This is a genomic window from Scleromatobacter humisilvae, assembly GCF_023231945.1.
In the GTDB taxonomy this organism is placed as follows: Bacteria; Pseudomonadota; Gammaproteobacteria; order Burkholderiales; family Burkholderiaceae_C; genus Scleromatobacter; species Scleromatobacter humisilvae.
This window is the reverse complement of the sequence record NZ_JAJLJH010000010.1, coordinates 58,656-75,294: the sequence shown is the minus strand read 5'-3', so window position 1 is coordinate 75,294 and position 16,639 is coordinate 58,656. Positions and strand designations below refer to the sequence as shown.

At 70.5% G+C, this 16,639-nt stretch carries 16 protein-coding genes and 1 riboswitch; of the genes, 12 read left to right on the top strand and 4 right to left on the bottom strand.

Features of this window, described 5'->3' with window-relative positions; genetic code table 11:
- From LPC04_RS23835 to LPC04_RS23810, 6 genes are all read left to right on the top strand, one after another.
- Positions 1–444: a DUF3052 domain-containing protein gene (locus LPC04_RS23835; protein ID WP_275684807.1), complete on the top strand. Its 444-nt coding sequence runs from the start codon at positions 1–3 to the stop codon at positions 442–444.
- A 77-nt stretch (positions 445–521) separates the two neighbouring features.
- Positions 522–800 (top strand): hypothetical protein, encoded by a 279-nt coding sequence (locus LPC04_RS23830; protein ID WP_275684806.1) that lies wholly within the window; start codon positions 522–524, stop codon positions 798–800.
- An 80-nt stretch (positions 801–880) separates the two neighbouring features.
- Positions 881–1,159, top strand: a complete 279-nt coding sequence (locus LPC04_RS23825) for a hypothetical protein (RefSeq protein ID WP_275684805.1) — start codon at positions 881–883, stop codon at positions 1,157–1,159.
- The gene (locus tag LPC04_RS23820) at positions 1,156–1,620 is read left to right on the top strand and encodes a GNAT family N-acetyltransferase (RefSeq protein WP_275684804.1); all 465 of its coding nucleotides are present in this window, start codon (positions 1,156–1,158) and stop codon (positions 1,618–1,620) included. The genes LPC04_RS23825 and LPC04_RS23820 overlap by 4 nt, the downstream gene beginning before the upstream one ends.
- Positions 1,617–2,111, top strand: coding sequence for a membrane protein insertion efficiency factor YidD (yidD, locus tag LPC04_RS23815; RefSeq protein WP_275684803.1), 495 nt, complete (start codon positions 1,617–1,619; stop codon positions 2,109–2,111). The genes LPC04_RS23820 and yidD overlap by 4 nt, the downstream gene beginning before the upstream one ends.
- An 89-nt stretch (positions 2,112–2,200) precedes the next feature.
- Positions 2,201–2,521 (top strand): DUF805 domain-containing protein, encoded by a 321-nt coding sequence (locus LPC04_RS23810; RefSeq protein WP_275684802.1) that lies wholly within the window; start codon positions 2,201–2,203, stop codon positions 2,519–2,521.
- 1 nt (position 2,522) lies between these two features.
- Here the strand turns inward: LPC04_RS23810 and metW are convergent, their stop codons facing one another.
- Together metW and metX are read right to left on the bottom strand one after the other, a co-directional pair.
- Positions 2,523–3,107, bottom strand: a complete 585-nt coding sequence (gene metW / locus LPC04_RS23805) for a methionine biosynthesis protein MetW (protein WP_275684801.1) — start codon at positions 3,105–3,107, stop codon at positions 2,523–2,525.
- Positions 3,104–4,348 (bottom strand): homoserine O-succinyltransferase MetX, encoded by a 1,245-nt coding sequence (metX, locus tag LPC04_RS23800; RefSeq protein WP_275684800.1) that lies wholly within the window; start codon positions 4,346–4,348, stop codon positions 3,104–3,106. The genes metW and metX overlap by 4 nt, the downstream gene beginning before the upstream one ends.
- Before the next feature lie 45 nt (positions 4,349–4,393).
- Positions 4,394–4,471, bottom strand: a riboswitch (SAM riboswitch).
- A gap of 64 nt (positions 4,472–4,535) precedes the next feature.
- Here metX and LPC04_RS23795 point away from each other — a divergent pair.
- Both LPC04_RS23795 and LPC04_RS23790 read left to right on the top strand, forming a co-directional pair.
- The gene (locus tag LPC04_RS23795) at positions 4,536–5,426 is read left to right on the top strand and encodes a MipA/OmpV family protein (RefSeq protein WP_275684799.1); all 891 of its coding nucleotides are present in this window, start codon (positions 4,536–4,538) and stop codon (positions 5,424–5,426) included.
- A 186-nt stretch (positions 5,427–5,612) separates the two neighbouring features.
- Complete coding sequence (locus LPC04_RS23790) at positions 5,613–7,328, top strand: FMN-binding glutamate synthase family protein (protein WP_275684798.1); 1,716 nt, start codon at positions 5,613–5,615, stop codon at positions 7,326–7,328.
- 60 nt (positions 7,329–7,388) lie between these two features.
- Here LPC04_RS23790 and LPC04_RS23785 read toward each other — a convergent pair whose 3' ends face one another.
- Both LPC04_RS23785 and LPC04_RS23780 read right to left on the bottom strand, forming a co-directional pair.
- On the bottom strand, positions 7,389–8,006 hold the full coding sequence (locus tag LPC04_RS23785) for a glutathione S-transferase N-terminal domain-containing protein (protein WP_275684797.1): 618 nt from the start codon (positions 8,004–8,006) through the stop codon (positions 7,389–7,391).
- Between the two features lie 243 nt (positions 8,007–8,249).
- Positions 8,250–9,590 (bottom strand): Hsp70 family protein, encoded by a 1,341-nt coding sequence (locus tag LPC04_RS23780; protein ID WP_275684796.1) that lies wholly within the window; start codon positions 9,588–9,590, stop codon positions 8,250–8,252.
- Between the two features lie 255 nt (positions 9,591–9,845).
- Here LPC04_RS23780 and purB point away from each other — a divergent pair, with 255 nt between their 5' ends.
- The 4 genes from purB (at position 9,846) to LPC04_RS23760 (ending at position 16,602) form a co-directional block, all read left to right on the top strand.
- Complete coding sequence (gene purB, locus LPC04_RS23775) at positions 9,846–11,219, top strand: adenylosuccinate lyase (RefSeq protein ID WP_275684795.1); 1,374 nt, start codon at positions 9,846–9,848, stop codon at positions 11,217–11,219.
- Between the two features lie 60 nt (positions 11,220–11,279).
- On the top strand, positions 11,280–12,104 hold the full coding sequence (gene pyrF / locus LPC04_RS23770) for an orotidine-5'-phosphate decarboxylase (RefSeq protein ID WP_275684794.1): 825 nt from the start codon (positions 11,280–11,282) through the stop codon (positions 12,102–12,104).
- Between the two features lie 156 nt (positions 12,105–12,260).
- Positions 12,261–15,527, top strand: a complete 3,267-nt coding sequence (locus tag LPC04_RS23765) for a PAS domain-containing hybrid sensor histidine kinase/response regulator (RefSeq protein WP_275684793.1) — start codon at positions 12,261–12,263, stop codon at positions 15,525–15,527.
- Between the two features lie 31 nt (positions 15,528–15,558).
- Complete coding sequence (locus LPC04_RS23760; RefSeq protein WP_275684792.1) at positions 15,559–16,602, top strand: Gfo/Idh/MocA family protein; 1,044 nt, start codon at positions 15,559–15,561, stop codon at positions 16,600–16,602.
- Positions 16,603–16,639 lie beyond the last annotated feature (37 nt).

The following is a 16,639-nucleotide window of genomic DNA, read 5'->3' as shown; positions in this document are numbered from 1 at the left end:
ATGGCCACGACCACCCCCGGCTACTCGGGCACGCCGCTGGCACGCAAGCTGGGCATCGCCGCGGGCAGCCGCGTCCTGGCGCTGCACGCGCCGGACGGCTACCGCGACTGGCTCGCCCCGTTGCCCGAGGGCGTGCGTTTCGAGGCCGCGGTGTCGGCGGCGGTCGACGTCGTGCACGTGTTCTCGGATCGCCGCGCCGACCTGAAGCAGCAGCTCGACGCCCTGCGCCCCCGCATCGGCCCGGCCGCGGCGGTCTGGGTGTCGTGGCCGAAGAAGGCCTCGAAGGTGCCGACGGACGTCACCGAGGACACCATCCGCGAGCTGGCGCTGCCTATCGGCTTCGTGGATGTGAAAGTCTGTGCGGTCAGCGAGGTCTGGTCGGGGCTGAAGCTCGTGATCCGCAAGGAATTGCGCGGTCAACCGAACTCGACCGTGTCGCGTTGATTGCTGGCATGCCTCGGCTTTGTGGCGTGCCGCACGGCAGCTGCGCGTTGGTCTGGCCACCTTTTGGAACAAACATCATGAACTTCCGCACTCTCTCGATCGCCGCCGCCCTGATCGGCGCCGCCTCCATCGCTTCCGCCGCCGAAGGCGCGACCGCTCCGGCCAGCGCCGCGAGCGCCGTCAAGCACGCCGCCAAGGCCACCGGCCACGCCATCGCCAAGGGCGCGTCGGCCGCCGCCACCGGCACCGAGCACGTTGCCTCCGAAGTCGCCACCGGCACCGCCAAGGAAGCGCACAAGGCCGCCAGCGCCGTCAAGCACGCCGCGCACAAGGCGTCGGACGCCGCTTCCAAGTAATTCCGGCCTGGCCGCCCGGCTCGCGTGAGCCGGGCACTCGCCGCGCCCCGGGGCGGGCATGCACGTCACAATGACGGCGCATGCCCGCCCCGAATCGCTTGAGCATCCTGATTTCCGCCGCGCTGGCGGTGGCCACGCCATTGCTGGCCGGCTCGCTGGCCTGGCGCCTGATCGACGAGGAGCCGCGTTCGGGCGTGGGCTACGTGTTGCTTTACTGGCCCAGTCTCCTGCTGGATCAGCTCCCCGCGCGCGCCGCCGAGGCGTTCCAGCGGTCGGCGCTGCCGACCGTGCTGCTGTATTTCGGCGGCTACCTGCTGCTTTGCCAGCTCGCGAGGACGCTGTGGCGGCGCCTGCGTTGACGATCCCCATCGACGTGCGGGCCGAGGATCCGGCCGGCGCCGACGCACTCGCGCTGGTCGCCGAGTTGTCCGCGGCGCTGGGCGCGATCACCGGCGACAGCGGCCAGGCGTCGTTCGACGTGGCGGACGTGCGCGGCCCGCGCGCCTGCTTCGCGCTCGCGCGTGACGCGCACGGGCGCGCGCTGGGCTGCGGCGCGCTGCGTCCGCTGGAGGGCGACGTCGCCGAGGTCAAGCGCATGTTCGCGCGCCCCGGCACGCGGGGCGTCGGCAGCGCGGTGCTGCGCTTTCTCGAAGTCGAGGCGGCGCGGCATGGCTACCTCGCCGTGCGCCTGTCGACCCGGCTCGTCAACGGGCGGGCGGTCGGCTTCTACGAGCGCCACGGCTATCGGCGCATCCCGGGCTACGGGCGCTACGCCGGCAGCGAGGTCTCGGTCTGCTTCGAGAAGGCGCTGCCCGGATGAAGCTCGCGCGCGACCTGCTGCTGGCCGCGATCCGCGGCTACAAGCGCCACGTGTCGCCGCGCAAGGGCTTCGCGTGCGCGTACCGCGTGCACCTGGGCGCATGCAGCTGTTCGACGCTGGGGCTGCGCGCGATCTCGCGCTACGGCGCCTGGCGCGGGCTGGGCGTCCTGCGGCTGCGGCTGGCGCAGTGCCACCTGGTCGCCGAGGAACGGCGCGCGCGGCCCTTCGTCGCGCGGTCCGCGCAGGCCGGCTTCGTCGACTGCGACGTGCCGTGCGACGCCTCCTGCGTCGACGCGTCGTCCTGCTCAGGGTGCGATGCCTGCTCGATCGACGCGTTCGAGTTTGCCGCCTGCGTCGATTGCGGCGATGTCGACGACTGTGGTTGTCCGAGCTGGCATTGGCCGACGAAGCGGGCCGTGCGGCGTCCGCGGCGCCGCGGGGATCCGGTGCTCTGGGAGCCGGGTCGCGGCGGGCCGCCGGCCGAGGACTGACGCGCTGGCGCGACGCGTTCACAGCGCCGGCCATCCCGGATACGATGCCGGTCAATCAGCAGCAGCGGGAAAAAGGGAGCGCGCGCGCCATGCAGATCCAGGAAGCCGTCGAGACTTGCGTCACGCAGAAGTACGCCACCTTCGAAGGCTGCGCCACGCGCTCCGAGTTCTGGTGGTTCTTCCTGTTCGTCTGGATCATCGAGACGCTCGTGGGCATCGCGTACCGGCCGCTGGGCGGCGTGTTCTGGCTCGCGATGCTGGTGCCCTACCTGGCCGTGGGCACGCGCCGCCTGCGCGACACCGACCGCAGCCCGTGGTGGTGGCTGATGCTGCTGGTGCCCGTCGTCGGCTGGGTCGTGCTGGTCGTCTTCTGGGCGCAGCTCGGGAAGACGACGCCCACGCCGGCCTGAGTCAGGCCCGCTGGAACTTGAAGACGGCCACGCTGGCCATCAGGTTCGGCTTGCGCCGCACCACGCGTCCCGCCTGCAGGCCGAACGACTCGAGGATGTCGAGGCCGTTCTTGCGCGCGAGCACCTCGAAATCCGCAAAGGTGGTCTGGCGGATGTTGGGCGTGTCGTACCACTCGTAGGGCAGGGCGCGGGTGACGGGCATGCGGCCCGTCGCGATGCTGATCCGGTTGGGCCAGTGCGCGAAGTTCGGGAAGCTGACGATGCCGATGCGGCCCACGCGCGCCGTCTCCTGCAGCATCTTCTCGGTGTTGCGCAGGTGCTGCAGCGTGTCGAGCTGCAGCACGACGTCGAAGCTGTGGTCGTCGAACAGCGCCAGCCCTTCCTCGAGGTTGAGCTGGATCACGTTGACCCCGCGCTGCGTGCTCGCGAGCACGCCTTCGTCGGCGATCTCGATGCCGTAGCCGCTGCAGCCGTGATGCTGCGTGAGATGGGCCAGCACCTCGCCGTTGCCGCAGCCGAGGTCGAGCACGCGCGAGCCGCGTGGAACCAAGCTCGTGATGATGTCGAGGTCGCGACGTTCGCTCATGACGACGACCCCTCCCGCGCCGAGTACGGCGCTCCGTCGCCCGAGGGGACCGCGGGCCGGCTTGGGGCGGCCCGGCGCTCGTCCCGCGTCGCGAGCCCTTGCGCGACGCGCTCGAAGTACGCCCGCATCACCGAGTGGTAGCGCGGATCCTCGAGCAGGAACGCGTCGTGGCCGTGCGGCGCGTCGATCTCGGCGTACGAGACCTCGGCGCGGTTGTCCACCAGCGCCTTGACGATCTCGCGCGAGCGCTGCGGCGCGAAGCGCCAGTCGGTGGTGAAGCTCACCACGAGGAACCTGCAGGCACGCGCGATGGCGAACGCGGCCGACAGGTCGCCGTCGTGGCCGTGCGCCGGGTCGAAGTAGTCGAGTGCGCGGGTGATCAGCAGGTAGGTGTTGGCGTCGAAGTACTCGCTGAACTTGTCGCCCTGGTAGCGCAGGTAGCTCTCGACCTGGAACTCGATGTCCTGCGTCGAATAGTTGTGGCGCGCGCCGTCGACGGGGCTCTCGGAACGCGTCGCGCGGCCGAACTTGGCCTCCATCGAATCGTCCGACAGGTAGGTGATGTGGCCGATCATGCGGGCCACGCGCAGGCCGCGCTTGGGGATCGTGCCGGCCTCGGTGTAGTGGCCGCCGTGGAAGTCGGGATCGGTGACGATGGCGCGGCGCGCGACCTCGTTGAACGCGATGTTCTGCGCCGACAGCTTGGGCGCGGTCGCCACTGCCACGCAGTGCGCGACGCGCTCTGGGTAGCGCAGCGTCCACGCGAGCGCCTGCATGCCGCCGAGGCTGCCGCCCAGCACCGCGGCGAGCCGGGCGATGCCCAGCCGCTCGATGAGCCGGGCCTGCGCGTCGACCCAGTCCTCCACCGTCACGACGGGAAAGTCGGCGCCGTAGACGCGTCCGTTGGCAGCCGGATCCGGGTTGACGTGCGTCGGCCCGGTCGAGCCGAAGCACGAGCCCGGGTTGTTGATGCCGATGACGAAGAAGCGGTTCGTGTCCAGCGGCTTGCCGGGGCCCACGAGGTTGTCCCACCAGCCGGTGTCGCCCTGCGGCGAGACGCCCGCCACGTGGTGGCTTGCGTTGAGCGCGTGGCACACGAGCACGGCGTTGTCGCGCGCGGCGTTGAGCGTGCCGTAGGTCTCGTAGACCAGCGTGTAGTCGTTCAGCTGCTTGCCGCTCGTGAGCGGCAGCGGTTCGGCGAAGTGCATCGCCTGCGGCTCGATCCGGCCGACGGAAACCATCTCGGCACCCTTCAATGACGAAACCGGCAATGCGCGACGCATGGACACCGGACGGGGCGCCCCTCTTTAGCGAAATTTATAAAGCGCCCGCAAGCCGGAAATCAAATCGGCGCTGTGCGCTAAGTATAGTGGCCCGGCCCTTTCCGACGCCCGAGCCGGCGTTTGTCCGCCGACCCGAGGAACTGCCTTGCTCCGAAATTCCCACTCCCTGCTCGTCGCCGCGACGCTCGCGGCCTGCCTTTGCGCCGGCGCGCACGCCCAGGACACCGCCGCCGATGCCGCCGTCGTCACCGCCGATCCGGTCAAGCCCAAGGAGCCGCTGCCCCTGTGGGAGCTGGGCCTCGTCGGCATCGCCGCGTACCAGCCGGCATATCCGGGCTCCGACCAGGACATCGCGCGCGTTCGCGTGCTGCCGTTCGGCATCTACCGCGGCTCGCTGATCCGGGCCGACGGCAACGGCATCGGCGTGCGCGCGTTGCGCACGCCGCGCTTCGAGTGGGACGTCAGCGGCTCGGGCGCGTTCGGCTCGTCGGCGAACAAGGTGCGCGCGCGCGAGGGCATGCCGGCCATCGGCACGCTGATCGAGATCGGGCCGGCGCTGAAGATCAACCTCGGCGACCTGGTCGAGGCGAAGCGCGATCCGCACCTGACGCAGCTGGAGCTCCCCGTGCGCGCCGTGTTCGACGTCAGCGACAGCTTCGCCCACCGCGGCTGGACCTTCGAGCCGCGCCTGTCCCACACCGCGTGGACAGGCAGCAGTTTCGCGCTGGTGGTGTCGGCCGGCGCGCTGTTCGGCGACCGCTCGCTCAACCATCTTTACTACGGCGTCGACGCGCCCTACGCCACGGCCGGGCGGCCGGCCTACGACGCCCGCGGCGGCCTGATCGCCACCCGCCTGAACGCCAGCCTGCGCCACAAGATCAGCCCGACGCTGCGGCTGCAGTACTTCGCGCAGGTCGAGACGGTGCGCGGCGCGGCCAACGAGGACAGCCCGCTGGTGCGCAGCAAGCAGGACGCGGGCGTCGGCATCAGCCTGATCTGGGGCGCGTGGCACTCGGAGCAGTCCGGCGTCGAGTGACCCGACGAGCGCCGCGGTCGAGGGAAGTCACCGGGACAGCCCCTGCCGAGCGGCAGTACATTGCGCGGAAGCGGCCGCGGGCGCCGCGTGCGAGCCGTCATCAAGTTCGGCGGCGAAGGTGCCGATGATGACGAGATCGGGCTCTTCCCGCGGGCGAGCCCCATCGAAAAACACCCGAGACATCCCATGCCCATCTGGCTTCTGTCGCTCGATCGCTTCTTCCCGATCCGCTACATCACGTGGATCGCCTGCGCCGTCGTGATGCTGATCGGCGCGTTCACGCAGGTCGTCGTGCACGCCGGCTGGGAGTGGGCCGTGCTGGGCCTGGTCGGCGTGATCGTCGGCCTGCGCGACGTCCGTCAGCGCCGCCATTCGATCCTGCGCAACTACCCGGTCATCGGGCACATGCGCTTCCTGTTCGAGTTCATCCGGCCGGAGATGCGCCAGTACTTCATCGAGGGCGACAACGAGGCCGCGCCGTTCTCGCGCCAGCAGCGTTCGCTCGTCTACCAGCGCGCCAAGGGCGATCCCGACAAGCGCCCGCTGGGCACGCAGCTGGACGTCCAGGCCGAGGGCTACGAGTGGATCAACCACTCGCTGCAGCCCACGCGCGTCGCCTCGCACGATTTCCGCGTGACGGTCGGCCCGGACTGCGCCCAGCCCTACAGCCTCAGCATCTTCAACATCAGCGCGATGAGCTTCGGCGCGCTCAGCGGCGCGGCGATCCGCGCGCTGAACGGCGGGGCGCTGCGCGGCAACTTCGCACACGACACCGGCGAGGGCTCGATCAGCGTGCACCACCGCGCGCAGGGGGGCGACCTGATCTGGGAGGTGGCCTCGGGCTACTTCGGCTGCCGCAATCCGGACGGCACGTTCAACGCGGAGCTGTTCACCAAGCACGCCACCGAGCCGCAGGTCAAGATGATCGAGATCAAGCTGAGCCAGGGCGCCAAGCCCGGGCACGGCGGCGTGCTGCCGGGGCCGAAGGTCACGCAGGAGATCGCCGACGCGCGCGGCGTCGAGCGGGGCGTCGACTGCATCTCGCCGGCCAGCCACAGCGCCTTCTCGACGCCCATCGAGATGCTGCAGTTCATCGCCCGGCTGCGCGAGCTCTCGGGCGGCAAGCCCGTCGGCTTCAAGTTCTGCGTCGGCCATCCGTGGGAATGGTTCGCGATCGCCAAGGCGATGCTCGAGACGGGCCTGCTGCCGGACTTCATCGTGGTCGACGGCGGCGAGGGCGGCACCGGCGCCGCGCCGCTGGAGTTCACCGACCACGTCGGCGCGCCGCTGCAGGAAGGCCTGCTGCTGGTGCACAACACGCTGGTCGGCCTGAACCTGCGCGACAAGATCAAGATCGGCTGCGCCGGCAAGGTCGTCAGCGCGTTCGACATCGCGCGCATGATGGCGCTCGGCGCCAACTGGTGCAATTCGGCGCGCGGCTTCATGTTCGCGCTCGGCTGCATCCAGTCGCAGAGCTGCCACACCGACCATTGCCCCACGGGGGTCGCCACGCAGGATCCGCAGCGCCAGAAGGCGCTCGTGGTGCCCTCGAAGATCGAGCGCGTGCACAACTTCCACCTGCACACGCTGGAGGCGCTCAAGGAGCTGGTGCAGGCGGCGGGGCTGAAGCACCCGAACCAGATCACCGCCAACCACATCGTGCGGCGCGTCGCCGGCGACAAGGTCAAGCTGCTCGCCAACCACCTCGAGTTCATCGCGCCGGGCGCGTTGATGGCGGCCGCGCGCGGCGAGTGCGACTGGCCGCACAACGTCTACAAGATCTACTGGCCGATCGCGCGCGCCGACACCTTCGCGCCGGGCCCCGCGACCGTGTGCCCCGAGGGCCTGAAGGTGGCGCTGCCGACAGTGGCCGAGAGCGACGCGGTCGACCTCGCGCTCTGAGCCGCGACGCCACGAAAAAAGCGGCCCGCGGGCCGCTTTGTCGTTGGGGCGTCGCCCGCCTCAGGCCGCCGGCGGCGCCGTGTCGATGAAGCTCTGGCGCGCGGCCAGCTTGTCGGCCAGGCGCACGATGTTGGGATAGTCGGTGCGCCAGGTGTTGTCCGGAAAGCGGAAGTCGAGGTAGCCCAGCGCGCAGCCGACGGCGATGTCGGCGAGCGTGAAGTGCGTGCCGACGCAATACGCCTTGTCGCCCAGGCCCTGGCTGATGGATTTCAGCGCCGCGGCGATGCGCACCTGCTGGCGATCGATCCAGGCCTGGCTGCGCTCGCCCGCGCCGCGGCCGGCCCACGTGGCTTCCAGGCGCGCGGCGACGGCGGCGTCGAGGATGCCGTCGGCCAGCGCCTCCCACGTGCGCACTTCGACGCGCTCGCGGCCCGAACCCGGGATCAGCTTGCCCACCGGCGACAGCGTGTCGACGTATTCGACGATGACGCGCGAGTCGAACACGGCTTCCGCGCCTTCCATCACGAGCACGGGCACCTTGCCCAGCGGATTCGCGGCCAGGATCGCGTCGCTGCCCCAGACGTCCTCGAGCACGAAGTTGTAGTCGAGCTTCTTCTCCGCCAGCACGACACGCACCTTGCGAACGTAGGGGCTGGTGAGAGATCCGATGAGTTTCATGTGGGCAGGGAGCTTGGAATGACGTTCATTCTATAGAAGCGACCCGGCAAAAGCCGTGCGCCGAGGCCGCCCTTGCGGGGGATTTGCGACGGCCCGGACGCGTGCGGGAGCCCGCCAATCCTGGCCCGCTGCCGCGCTGACGCCCGGAGCGCGCCGCCGGCGAAGCCACCATTGCGTTCGCGCGAAACCCTTGAATTGGGGGGCGCCTGTCTGCCTGGCGCAACACGACAGCAGGCCGGACCCTCAGGCCGCCGCGAAGTGCCGGCGTGCCTCCAGCCCGAGGCCGGTGGCGACGCTGGCGAAGCGGTCGCCGTGCACCGCCTGCGCGTTCGGGAAGGCCGCGGCGAGGCGGTCGGCCAGCAGGCGCAGGCCGGTCGAGCCGCCGGTGAAGTAAAGCGCGTCGATGTCGTCCGCCTTCAGGCCGGCCAGGCGAGCGGTGTCGCGCGCGGTCTGCACGATGCGCTCGAGGTCGTGCGAGATCGCCGCGACGGCCTCGTCCTCGCTCACGCTGACGACCAGGTCGCGCTCGATCTCGAACAGGTCGATCTCGTGCGTGCCGCCCTGCGCCACCGCGATCTTCGCGTCCTCGGCCAGGCCGGCCAGCGCGTGGCCGAGGCGGTCGCGCAGCGTCGTCATCAGGCGCGCGTGGTGGCGCGGGTCGGCGTAGTCGTCGCGCATCGCCGCGATCTCCATGACGCGCTGCGGCCGGTAGACGGTGTTGATCAGGTGCCAGGTGGCGAGGTCGAAGTAGATGCGGCTGGGCACCTCGAGCGGCTCGCGGCCCTTGCGCGGCGGGCCGTATGCGCCGAAGCCGAGCGCGGGGAGGATGCGCGCGAGCTCGACGTGGCGGTCGAAGTCGGTGCCGGCCGAGTGCACGCCGTGGCTGGCGAGGATGTCGGCGCGGCGGTCGACGCGCGTGCGCCGCTCGGGCCCGACGCGCACGACCGAGAAGTCGGATGTGCCGCCGCCGATGTCGGCCACGATCACCGTCTGCTCGCGCGTCACCTGCTCCTCGTAGTGGAAGGCGGCGGCGATCGGCTCGTACTGGAAGCGCACCTCGCTGAAGCCGACCGCGCGCGCGGCGTCTTCCAGCGAGGCCTGGGCCGCGGCGTCGCGCTCGGGGTCGTCGTCGACGAAGAAGACGGGCCGGCCCAGCACCACGCGCTCGATCTCGCGCCCGGCGTGCGCCTGCGCGGCGCGCTTCAGGTGCAGCAGGTAGCTGGCGATGACGTCGCCGAACGCGACCGAGCGGCCGGCGCCGATGTCGGTGTGCTGCTCCATCAGCGCCGAGCCGAGCACGCTCTTCATCGAGCGCATCAGGCGGCCGTCGGTGCCGTCGACATAGGCGGCGACCGCGGCGCGGCCGTAGAGCTTGGGCAGCGTGTGCAGGTCCTTGCCCTCGGCGACGTAGAACACGGCCGTCGGCATCGTCCGGCCGCGCTCGCCGTGCTTGGGCTCGAGCGGCACGAGTTCCATGCCGGCGCCTGCGGGGACGGCCACGGCCGAGTTGGAGGTGCCGAAATCGATGGCGCAGTAGTCGTGGGGGTCGGCCTGGGCGGGGTCGGAAGAAGCGTTGGCCGGCATGGAAACGGGGATTCGAGGGCGAAAGGGGCGTGATTGTGCGAGGGACGCCGGGACACGTCAATGCGGCGACGCGTGCGGGATTTGGACTCTCCGGCGCCCGAAATTGGCATCCGCATCCGGGTTGCCCCTAGCCCCGGCGGGCCATGCCCCGTAAAATCAGTGGGTTTTGCGGTTCCGACGGCGCCCCTCCACGCCGCGTTCGCCGCCGAATCCAAGAATCCGACTCCGTCCGCGCGAGTCCCAGCCCGAGCCCCTATGCCGCATTCCGCCCTCACCGCCCTGTCGCCGCTCGACGGCCGATACGCCCCCAAGCTGGCCGCGCTGCGCCCGTTGCTGTCCGAGTACGGCCTGATGCACCGCCGCGTGCAGGTCGAGGTGGAGTGGTTCATCGCGCTGTCGGAAGCCGGCTTCGCCGAGTTCCCCGTGCTGCCGGAGTCCGCCAAGGGCCTGCTGCGCTCGCTGGTGGTGCGTTTCTCCGAAGCCGACGCGCAGGCGATCAAGGACATCGAGAAGGAAACGAACCACGACGTCAAGGCCGTCGAATACTGGCTGCGCCAGCGCATCGGCCACGTGCCCGAGCTGGCCGACAAGCTGGAGTTCATCCACTTCGCCTGCACCAGCGAGGACATCAACAACACCAGCCACGCGCTGATGCTGAAGGCCGCGCGCGAGCAGGTGATCCTGCCGGCGATCGACGGCATCCTCACGCGCATGCAGGCGATGGCGCACCGCTTCGCGGCGGTGCCGATGCTCTCGCGCACGCACGGCCAGACGGCCAGCCCGACCACCGTGGGCAAGGAAGTGGCCAACGTGCTCGCGCGCCTGACGCACGCCCGCGCGCGCATCGCCGACGTGGTGCTGCTGGCCAAGATGAACGGCGCGGTGGGCAACTACAACGCACACGTCTCCGCGTACCCGGAAGCCGACTGGGAAGAGTTCTCGCGCAAGGTCGTCGAGGAGCGCCTGGGCCTGAAGCTCAATCCGTACACGATCCAGATCGAGCCGCACGACTACATGGCCGAACTGTTCGACGCCACCGTGCGCCTGAACACGATCCTGGTCGACTGGGCGCGCGATGTCTGGGGCTACGTCAGCCTGGGCTACTTCAAGCAGAAGACCAAGCCGGGCGAGGTCGGCTCGTCGACGATGCCGCACAAGGTCAACCCGATCGACTTCGAGAACGCCGAGGGCAACCTCGGCATGGCCAACGCGATGCTGACGCACATGTCGCAGAAGCTGCCGGTGAGCCGCTGGCAGCGCGACCTGACCGATTCGACGGTGCTGCGCAACATGGGCGTGTCGATCGGCTACTCGGTGCTGGCCTACGACAGCCTCACGCGCGGCCTCGACAAGCTCGAACTCAACGAAACGCGCCTGGCCGAAGACCTCGATTCGTCTTGGGAAGTGCTGGCCGAGCCGATCCAGACCGTGATGCGCCGCCACGGCCTGCCCGACCCGTACGACCAGTTGAAGAAGTTCACGCGCGGCCAGCCGATGACGCGCGAGCTGATCCTGGGCTTCGTCAACGCACTGGACCTGCCCGAGGCCGACAAAACCAGGCTGCTGGCGATGACGCCGGGCAGCTACACCGGTCTCGGCTCTCAACTGGCCGCCAAGATCAAGCTCTGAGACGCGGCCTTCGGGCCGCTTTTTTTCGACCGACCCACAACAACACAAAGGACACCGACGATGCGATTCACCGACACCCTGCAAGCCGCCTCGCTGCGCAACGACTCCACGCTGTGCGTCGGGCTCGACCCCGAACCGGCGAAGTTTCCCGGCGCGTGGAAGGGCGACGCGGGCAAGGTGTTCGACTTCTGCGCGCGCATCGTCGACGCCACCAAGGACGTCGTCTCGGCCTACAAGCCGCAGATCGCCTACTTCGCCGCGCAGCGCGCCGAGGACCAGCTCGAGGAGCTGATGGCCTACATCCGCCGCGTCGCGCCGGGCGTCCCGGTGATCCTCGATGCCAAGCGCGGCGACATCGGCGCGACCGCGGAGCAATACGCCCGCGAGGCTTTCGTGCGCTACCAGGCGGACGCGGTGACGCTGTCGCCGTTCATGGGCTTCGACTCGATCGAGCCGTACATGAAGCACGACGGCAAGGGCCTGATCCTGCTGTGCCGCACCTCCAACCCCGGCGGCTCCGACCTGCAGGCGCAGGTGCTGGCCAACGGTGACAAGCTGTTCGAGCACATCGCGAAGCTGGCGGCGGGCAGCTGGAACAGGAACGGCCAGTTGGCGCTGGTGGTCGGGGCCACGTTCCCGGCCGAACTCGCCCGCGTGCGCGAGCTCGCGCCGACGCTGCCGCTGCTGATCCCGGGCATCGGCGCGCAGGGCGGCGACATCGAGGCGACGGTCAAGGCGGGCTGGCGAGCGAACGGGCCGATCATCGTGAGCTCGTCGCGCGCCATCCTGTACGCCGGAGCGGGCGACGACTTCGCCGCCGCGGCGCGCCAGGCGGCGCTCTCGACCCGCGCGGCGCTCAACGCCGCGATCGCCGCGGTCCGCTGAGGCCGGGTTCGCCGGATGCCCGGCCCGGCGATGGCCGGGCGCCGAGCAGGTGTTTTTCCAGCCAAGTTCATCCGGTAACGGATGGAACTCGAGAATTCGAGTCAAACTAGGGGTCTGGGGGGCGAGCCGAGAAAGGGTCGCCATAAGAACACCGACATGGCCGAACCAACGCCGAACAAGGAGGCCAGGCATCGCCTGCGCCAGTCGCTGACGCGCCACCTGCTGGCCGCGACGGCCGCGGTCGCGTTCGCGTCGGCCCTGATGTTCCTGGGGTTCGGCCATCCGCTCGACTGGGTGGCGCGGCTGTCGCTGACCACCGCGTTCCTCGGCCTCGGCGGCGTGGCCTTCGCGCTGCGGCGCGACGCCGGAACGGGCGTGCAGGGGCGTGCGCTCCCTTTCGTGATCGGCGCGGCGATCGGGCTGTCGGGCGTGGCCGCGGCGGTCGCGGGCGAGGGACTGATGTCGCCGGCGCTGGCCGTCGTCGGCGTCTTCCTGTGCCTGTTCACGGTGATCGGCGGGCTGCGCGCCGGCATCCTCGCGGCGGCGATCGGCGTCGGCATGCTGGTGCTGCTCGCGGTGGCGATGGCGTTCGACTGGCTGTCCTCGGCCGGCATCGCGCCGCTCACCGTCTCGCCGCTCAACCTCGTGCGGCCGCTGCTGACGCACGCGCTGGTGCTGGGCATCGCGCTCGGCGGCGGCGAGCTGCTCGGGCGCACGCTCGATCGCACGCTGCGCAGCGCCGACGAGCGCGAGCGCCGCTTCCTCGGCCTGCTGGCCGTTGCCGCCGACGCGTACTGGGAGATGGACGGCAACGGCCGCCTGATCCGCTTCAGCGCCAAGGAGGAGTTGCGCAACTTCGTCGGCCTGCGCCGCCACGGCGTCGACGCGGGCATGGGCAAGCTGCTGTGGGAGACGCGCGGCGTGATGTTCGACAGCCAGGTGCTGGAGGCCTTCCGCTCGGAGCTGGCCGCGCGCCTGCCGATGCGTGACGTCCCGCTGCGCTGGGCCGACGTCTCGGGCCGGGTGCGCCACTTCACGCTGAGTGCCGAGCCGCGCACCAACGAGGCGAGCAAGTTCGCGGGCTACTGGGGCGTGCTGCGCGACATCACGCAGGACGTCAAGGCGCGCCAGGCCTTGTGGTCGACCGAGACGCGCTACCAGGACCTGTTCCGCCGCATTCCGACGCCGCTGGTGCTGCATCGCGAAGGCCGGGTGCTCGATGCCAACCCCGCGGGTGTCGCGCTGTTCGGTTTCGTCGACCTGCGCGCGCTGCTGGGCCAGGACCTGTTGCCGCTGTTCGAGGACGGCCCGTCGCGCGAACGCGCGCGCGAGCACGTGCAGCGGCTGGACGGCCTGGCCATCGGCGAGGGCCTGCCCGAGACCGAGTTCACGCTGATGCCCGGCGCCGACCGCCTGCTCACCGTGCGTGTGAGCAGCGTGCGCGTGGACGTCGACGGCGAGGCCGCGACGCTGTCCATCATCACCGACGACACCGAGCGCCGCGCCGCGGAAGATCTGGTGCGCCGAAGCGAGACGCTGCTGTCGCACCTCGTCTCCACCAGCCCCGACTGGATCACGCTGACCGAGTTCGCGAGCGGCCGCTACGCGATGGTCAACCCGACCTTCCTCGCGACCACCGGCTACCGCGCCGAGGAGGTCATCGGCCGCACGCCCAGCGAGCTCGGGCTGTGGGCCGACGCGACGCAGCGCGATCGCATCTACCGCATGCTCGACCAGCACGAGGCCGTGCAGAACTTCCCCGCAACGATGACCACGCGCGACCGGCGCCGCGTCTCGATGCTGGTGTCGGCCGCACGCTTCACGATCGACGACATCGACTACCAGATGACCAGCGCGCGCGACGTCACCGCCACCGAGCAGGCGCGGCGCGAGCGCGAGGCGATCCTCGAGAACGCGCTGGTGGGCATCTCCTTCACGCGCGACCGCCGCATCGTGATGACCAACGCGCGCTTCGACGAGATGTTCGGCTGGCCGCGCGGCGCGCTGCAGAACCAGCAGCAGCGCGTGCTGTGGCCGTCGGACGACGCGTTCAACTGGATGAGCGACGAGGTCGGCCCGGCGCTGTCGCGCGGCGAGCAGGTCGACTTCGAGGTGCCGATGATGCGCCGCGACGGCGCGACCTTCACCGGCCGCCTGCTCGCCAAGGCGCTCGATCCGGCGCAGCCGGCCAGCGGCACGATCTGGCTGGCCGAGGACGTCACCGAGCGCCGGCTCGTCGAGCAGGCGCTGGCCCGCGCGCGCGACGCGGCGGAGGCCGCCAACCGCGCCAAGAGCGCCTTCCTGGCCAACACCAGCCACGAGATCCGCACGCCGCTCAACGCGCTGGTGGGCCTGGCGCAGCTGGCGCGCACGCCCGAGGTCGACGACCGCCGGCGGCTGCAGTACATCGAGCAGATCTGCGAGTCGGCGGACACGCTGTCGGCGATCCTGTCGGACATCCTCGACCTGTCCAAGATCGAGGCCGGCAAGCTCATCGTCGACCGCGTCGCGTTCGACCTGCGCGCGCTGATCGGCACGCTCAAGCAGGCCTATGGCGCGCTCGCCGACACCAAGGGCCTGACGCTCTACGTGAGCATCGACGACGACGTGCCGCAGCACGTGCAGGGCGACCCGATGCGCCTGCGCCAGGTGCTGACCAACTACCTGACCAACGCGCTGAAGTTCACCACCGCCGGCAGCATCCTGCTCAACGTGCAGCGCGGCGCCGGCCACCGGCTGCGCTTCGAGGTGATCGACACCGGCGCGGGCATGGACGGCGCCGCGCTCTCGATGCTGTTCCTGCCGTTCAGCCAGGTCGACAACTCGATCACGCGCAAGGTCGGCGGCACGGGCCTGGGGCTGTCGATCTGCAGCGAGCTCGCCAAGCTGATGGACGGCACCGTCGGCGTCAACAGCGAGCCGGGCAAGGGCAGCGCGTTCTGGGTCGACCTGCCCCTGCCGGCGGTCACCGCGCAGCAGCTCGAGGAGCACGAGAGCACGTCCGGCCTCGACGCGCTGCAGGGCACGCGGGTGTTGATGGTCGAGGACAACCCCGTCAACATGATGATCGCCGTGGCGCTGCTGGAACGCTGGGGCGCGATCGTCGACCAGGCCAGCGACGGCGCCGCCGCGCTTCACGCGATCGACGAGGCCTGGCACGCAGGCGACCCGTTCGACATCGTGCTGATGGACGTCCAGATGCCCGGCATGAGCGGCCACGAGGTCACGCGCCGCCTGCGCCAGCGCTACGACCGCAACACGCTGCCCATCGTGGCGCTGACGGCGGCGGCGCTCGTCTCCGAACGCGAGGACGCGATGGCCGCGGGCATGAACGACTTCCTCACCAAGCCGATCGACGCGGATCGACTGCGGCAGACCTTGGTGCACGTGCTGACGCAGGCCGAGGCGGGCGCGGAGCGGTGATGTCGTCATCCCGGATGACTACACTCGCCCGATGCAAGCACTGACGACTTCCGCGCGACCGCGCATCGGCTGGGGCCTGATCGGCGCCGGCGGCATCTCCGACCAGCTGGCGCGCGCGCTGTCGCACGTGCCGGAGGCGCGGCTCGTGGCCGTCGGCTCGCGCGACGTGGGCAAGGCGCGGGCGTTCATCGCCCAGCCGCGCCAGCACGAGACCATCCACGAGCCCGTGCGCGCGCACGGCAGCTACCGGGCGCTGGTGGACGATCCCGACGTCGACGTCGTCTACATCGGCACGCCGCACCCGGATCACATCGACTCGATGCGCCTGGCGCTGGCCGCCGGCAAGGCGGTGCTGTGCGAGAAGCCGTTCACGCTGAACCGGGGCGAGGCCGAAGCGGCCGTCGCGCTCGCGCGCCGGCACGACGCCTTCCTGATGGAGGCGATGTGGATGCGCTACGTGCCGGCGATGGTCGAACTCAGGCGGCTCGTCGCGGATGGCGCGATCGGCGAGCCGGTGGCGGTGTCGGCGGACTTCGGCTTCTCGGCCGCCGGCCTGCCGGCGAGCCATCGCGCGCTCGCCCCCGAGCTGGGTGGCGGCGGGCTGCTGGACATCGGCATCTATCCGCTGAACTTCGCGGCCTTCGTGCTGGGCGACATCGTCGCCGCGCAGGCCGACGCGGTGCTCGGGCCGACCGGCGTCGACATCCACACCGTCTTCAACATGCGTCACGCGGGCGGCGCGCTGAGCCAGGGCATGTGCTCGCTGCGCACGACCACCGCGTGCCATGCCACGGTGCTGGGCACCGATGGCCGCATCGACGTCGCGCCGCCGTTCTATGCCGCGCAGCAGCTTCGGGTCGCGCGCGGCACGCGCCCGTGGGAGGAGACACCGGTCGAGGGCATCGACAGGCCCTGGCGCGGCAACCGCTACGTGGCCCAGGTCGAGGAAGTGCACCGCTGCCTGCGCGCCGGCCTCGCCGAGAGTCCCGTCATGCCGCTGGACGAAACGGTGGCGCTGGTCGGCTGGATGGACACGATGCGCGCGCAGTTCGGCCTGCGATACCCGGGCGAATAGCGCGAGGGCAGCGCCTTCAAGGGGCGCCATGCGCTAC

Bases quoted from the DNA above. Each gene is read 5' to 3' on its own strand.
- LPC04_RS23835 (WP_275684807.1), top strand. From the start codon at position 1: ATGGCCACGACCACCCCCGGCTACTCGGGCACGCCGCTGGCACGCAAG.
- LPC04_RS23830 (WP_275684806.1), top strand. From the start codon at position 522: ATGAACTTCCGCACTCTCTCGATCGCCGCCGCCCTGATCGGCGCCGCC.
- LPC04_RS23825 (WP_275684805.1), top strand. From the start codon at position 881: ATGCCCGCCCCGAATCGCTTGAGCATCCTGATTTCCGCCGCGCTGGCG.
- yidD (WP_275684803.1), top strand. From the start codon at position 1,617: ATGAAGCTCGCGCGCGACCTGCTGCTGGCCGCGATCCGCGGCTACAAG.
- LPC04_RS23810 (WP_275684802.1), top strand. From the start codon at position 2,201: ATGCAGATCCAGGAAGCCGTCGAGACTTGCGTCACGCAGAAGTACGCC.
- metW (WP_275684801.1), bottom strand. From the start codon at position 3,107: ATGAGCGAACGTCGCGACCTCGACATCATCACGAGCTTGGTTCCACGC.
- metX (WP_275684800.1), bottom strand. From the start codon at position 4,348: ATGGTTTCCGTCGGCCGGATCGAGCCGCAGGCGATGCACTTCGCCGAA.
- LPC04_RS23790 (WP_275684798.1), top strand. From the start codon at position 5,613: ATGCCCATCTGGCTTCTGTCGCTCGATCGCTTCTTCCCGATCCGCTAC.
- LPC04_RS23785 (WP_275684797.1), bottom strand. From the start codon at position 8,006: ATGAAACTCATCGGATCTCTCACCAGCCCCTACGTTCGCAAGGTGCGT.
- LPC04_RS23780 (WP_275684796.1), bottom strand. From the start codon at position 9,590: ATGCCGGCCAACGCTTCTTCCGACCCCGCCCAGGCCGACCCCCACGAC.
- purB (WP_275684795.1), top strand. From the start codon at position 9,846: ATGCCGCATTCCGCCCTCACCGCCCTGTCGCCGCTCGACGGCCGATAC.
- pyrF (WP_275684794.1), top strand. From the start codon at position 11,280: ATGCGATTCACCGACACCCTGCAAGCCGCCTCGCTGCGCAACGACTCC.
- LPC04_RS23765 (WP_275684793.1), top strand. From the start codon at position 12,261: ATGGCCGAACCAACGCCGAACAAGGAGGCCAGGCATCGCCTGCGCCAG.
- LPC04_RS23760 (WP_275684792.1), top strand. From the start codon at position 15,559: ATGCAAGCACTGACGACTTCCGCGCGACCGCGCATCGGCTGGGGCCTG.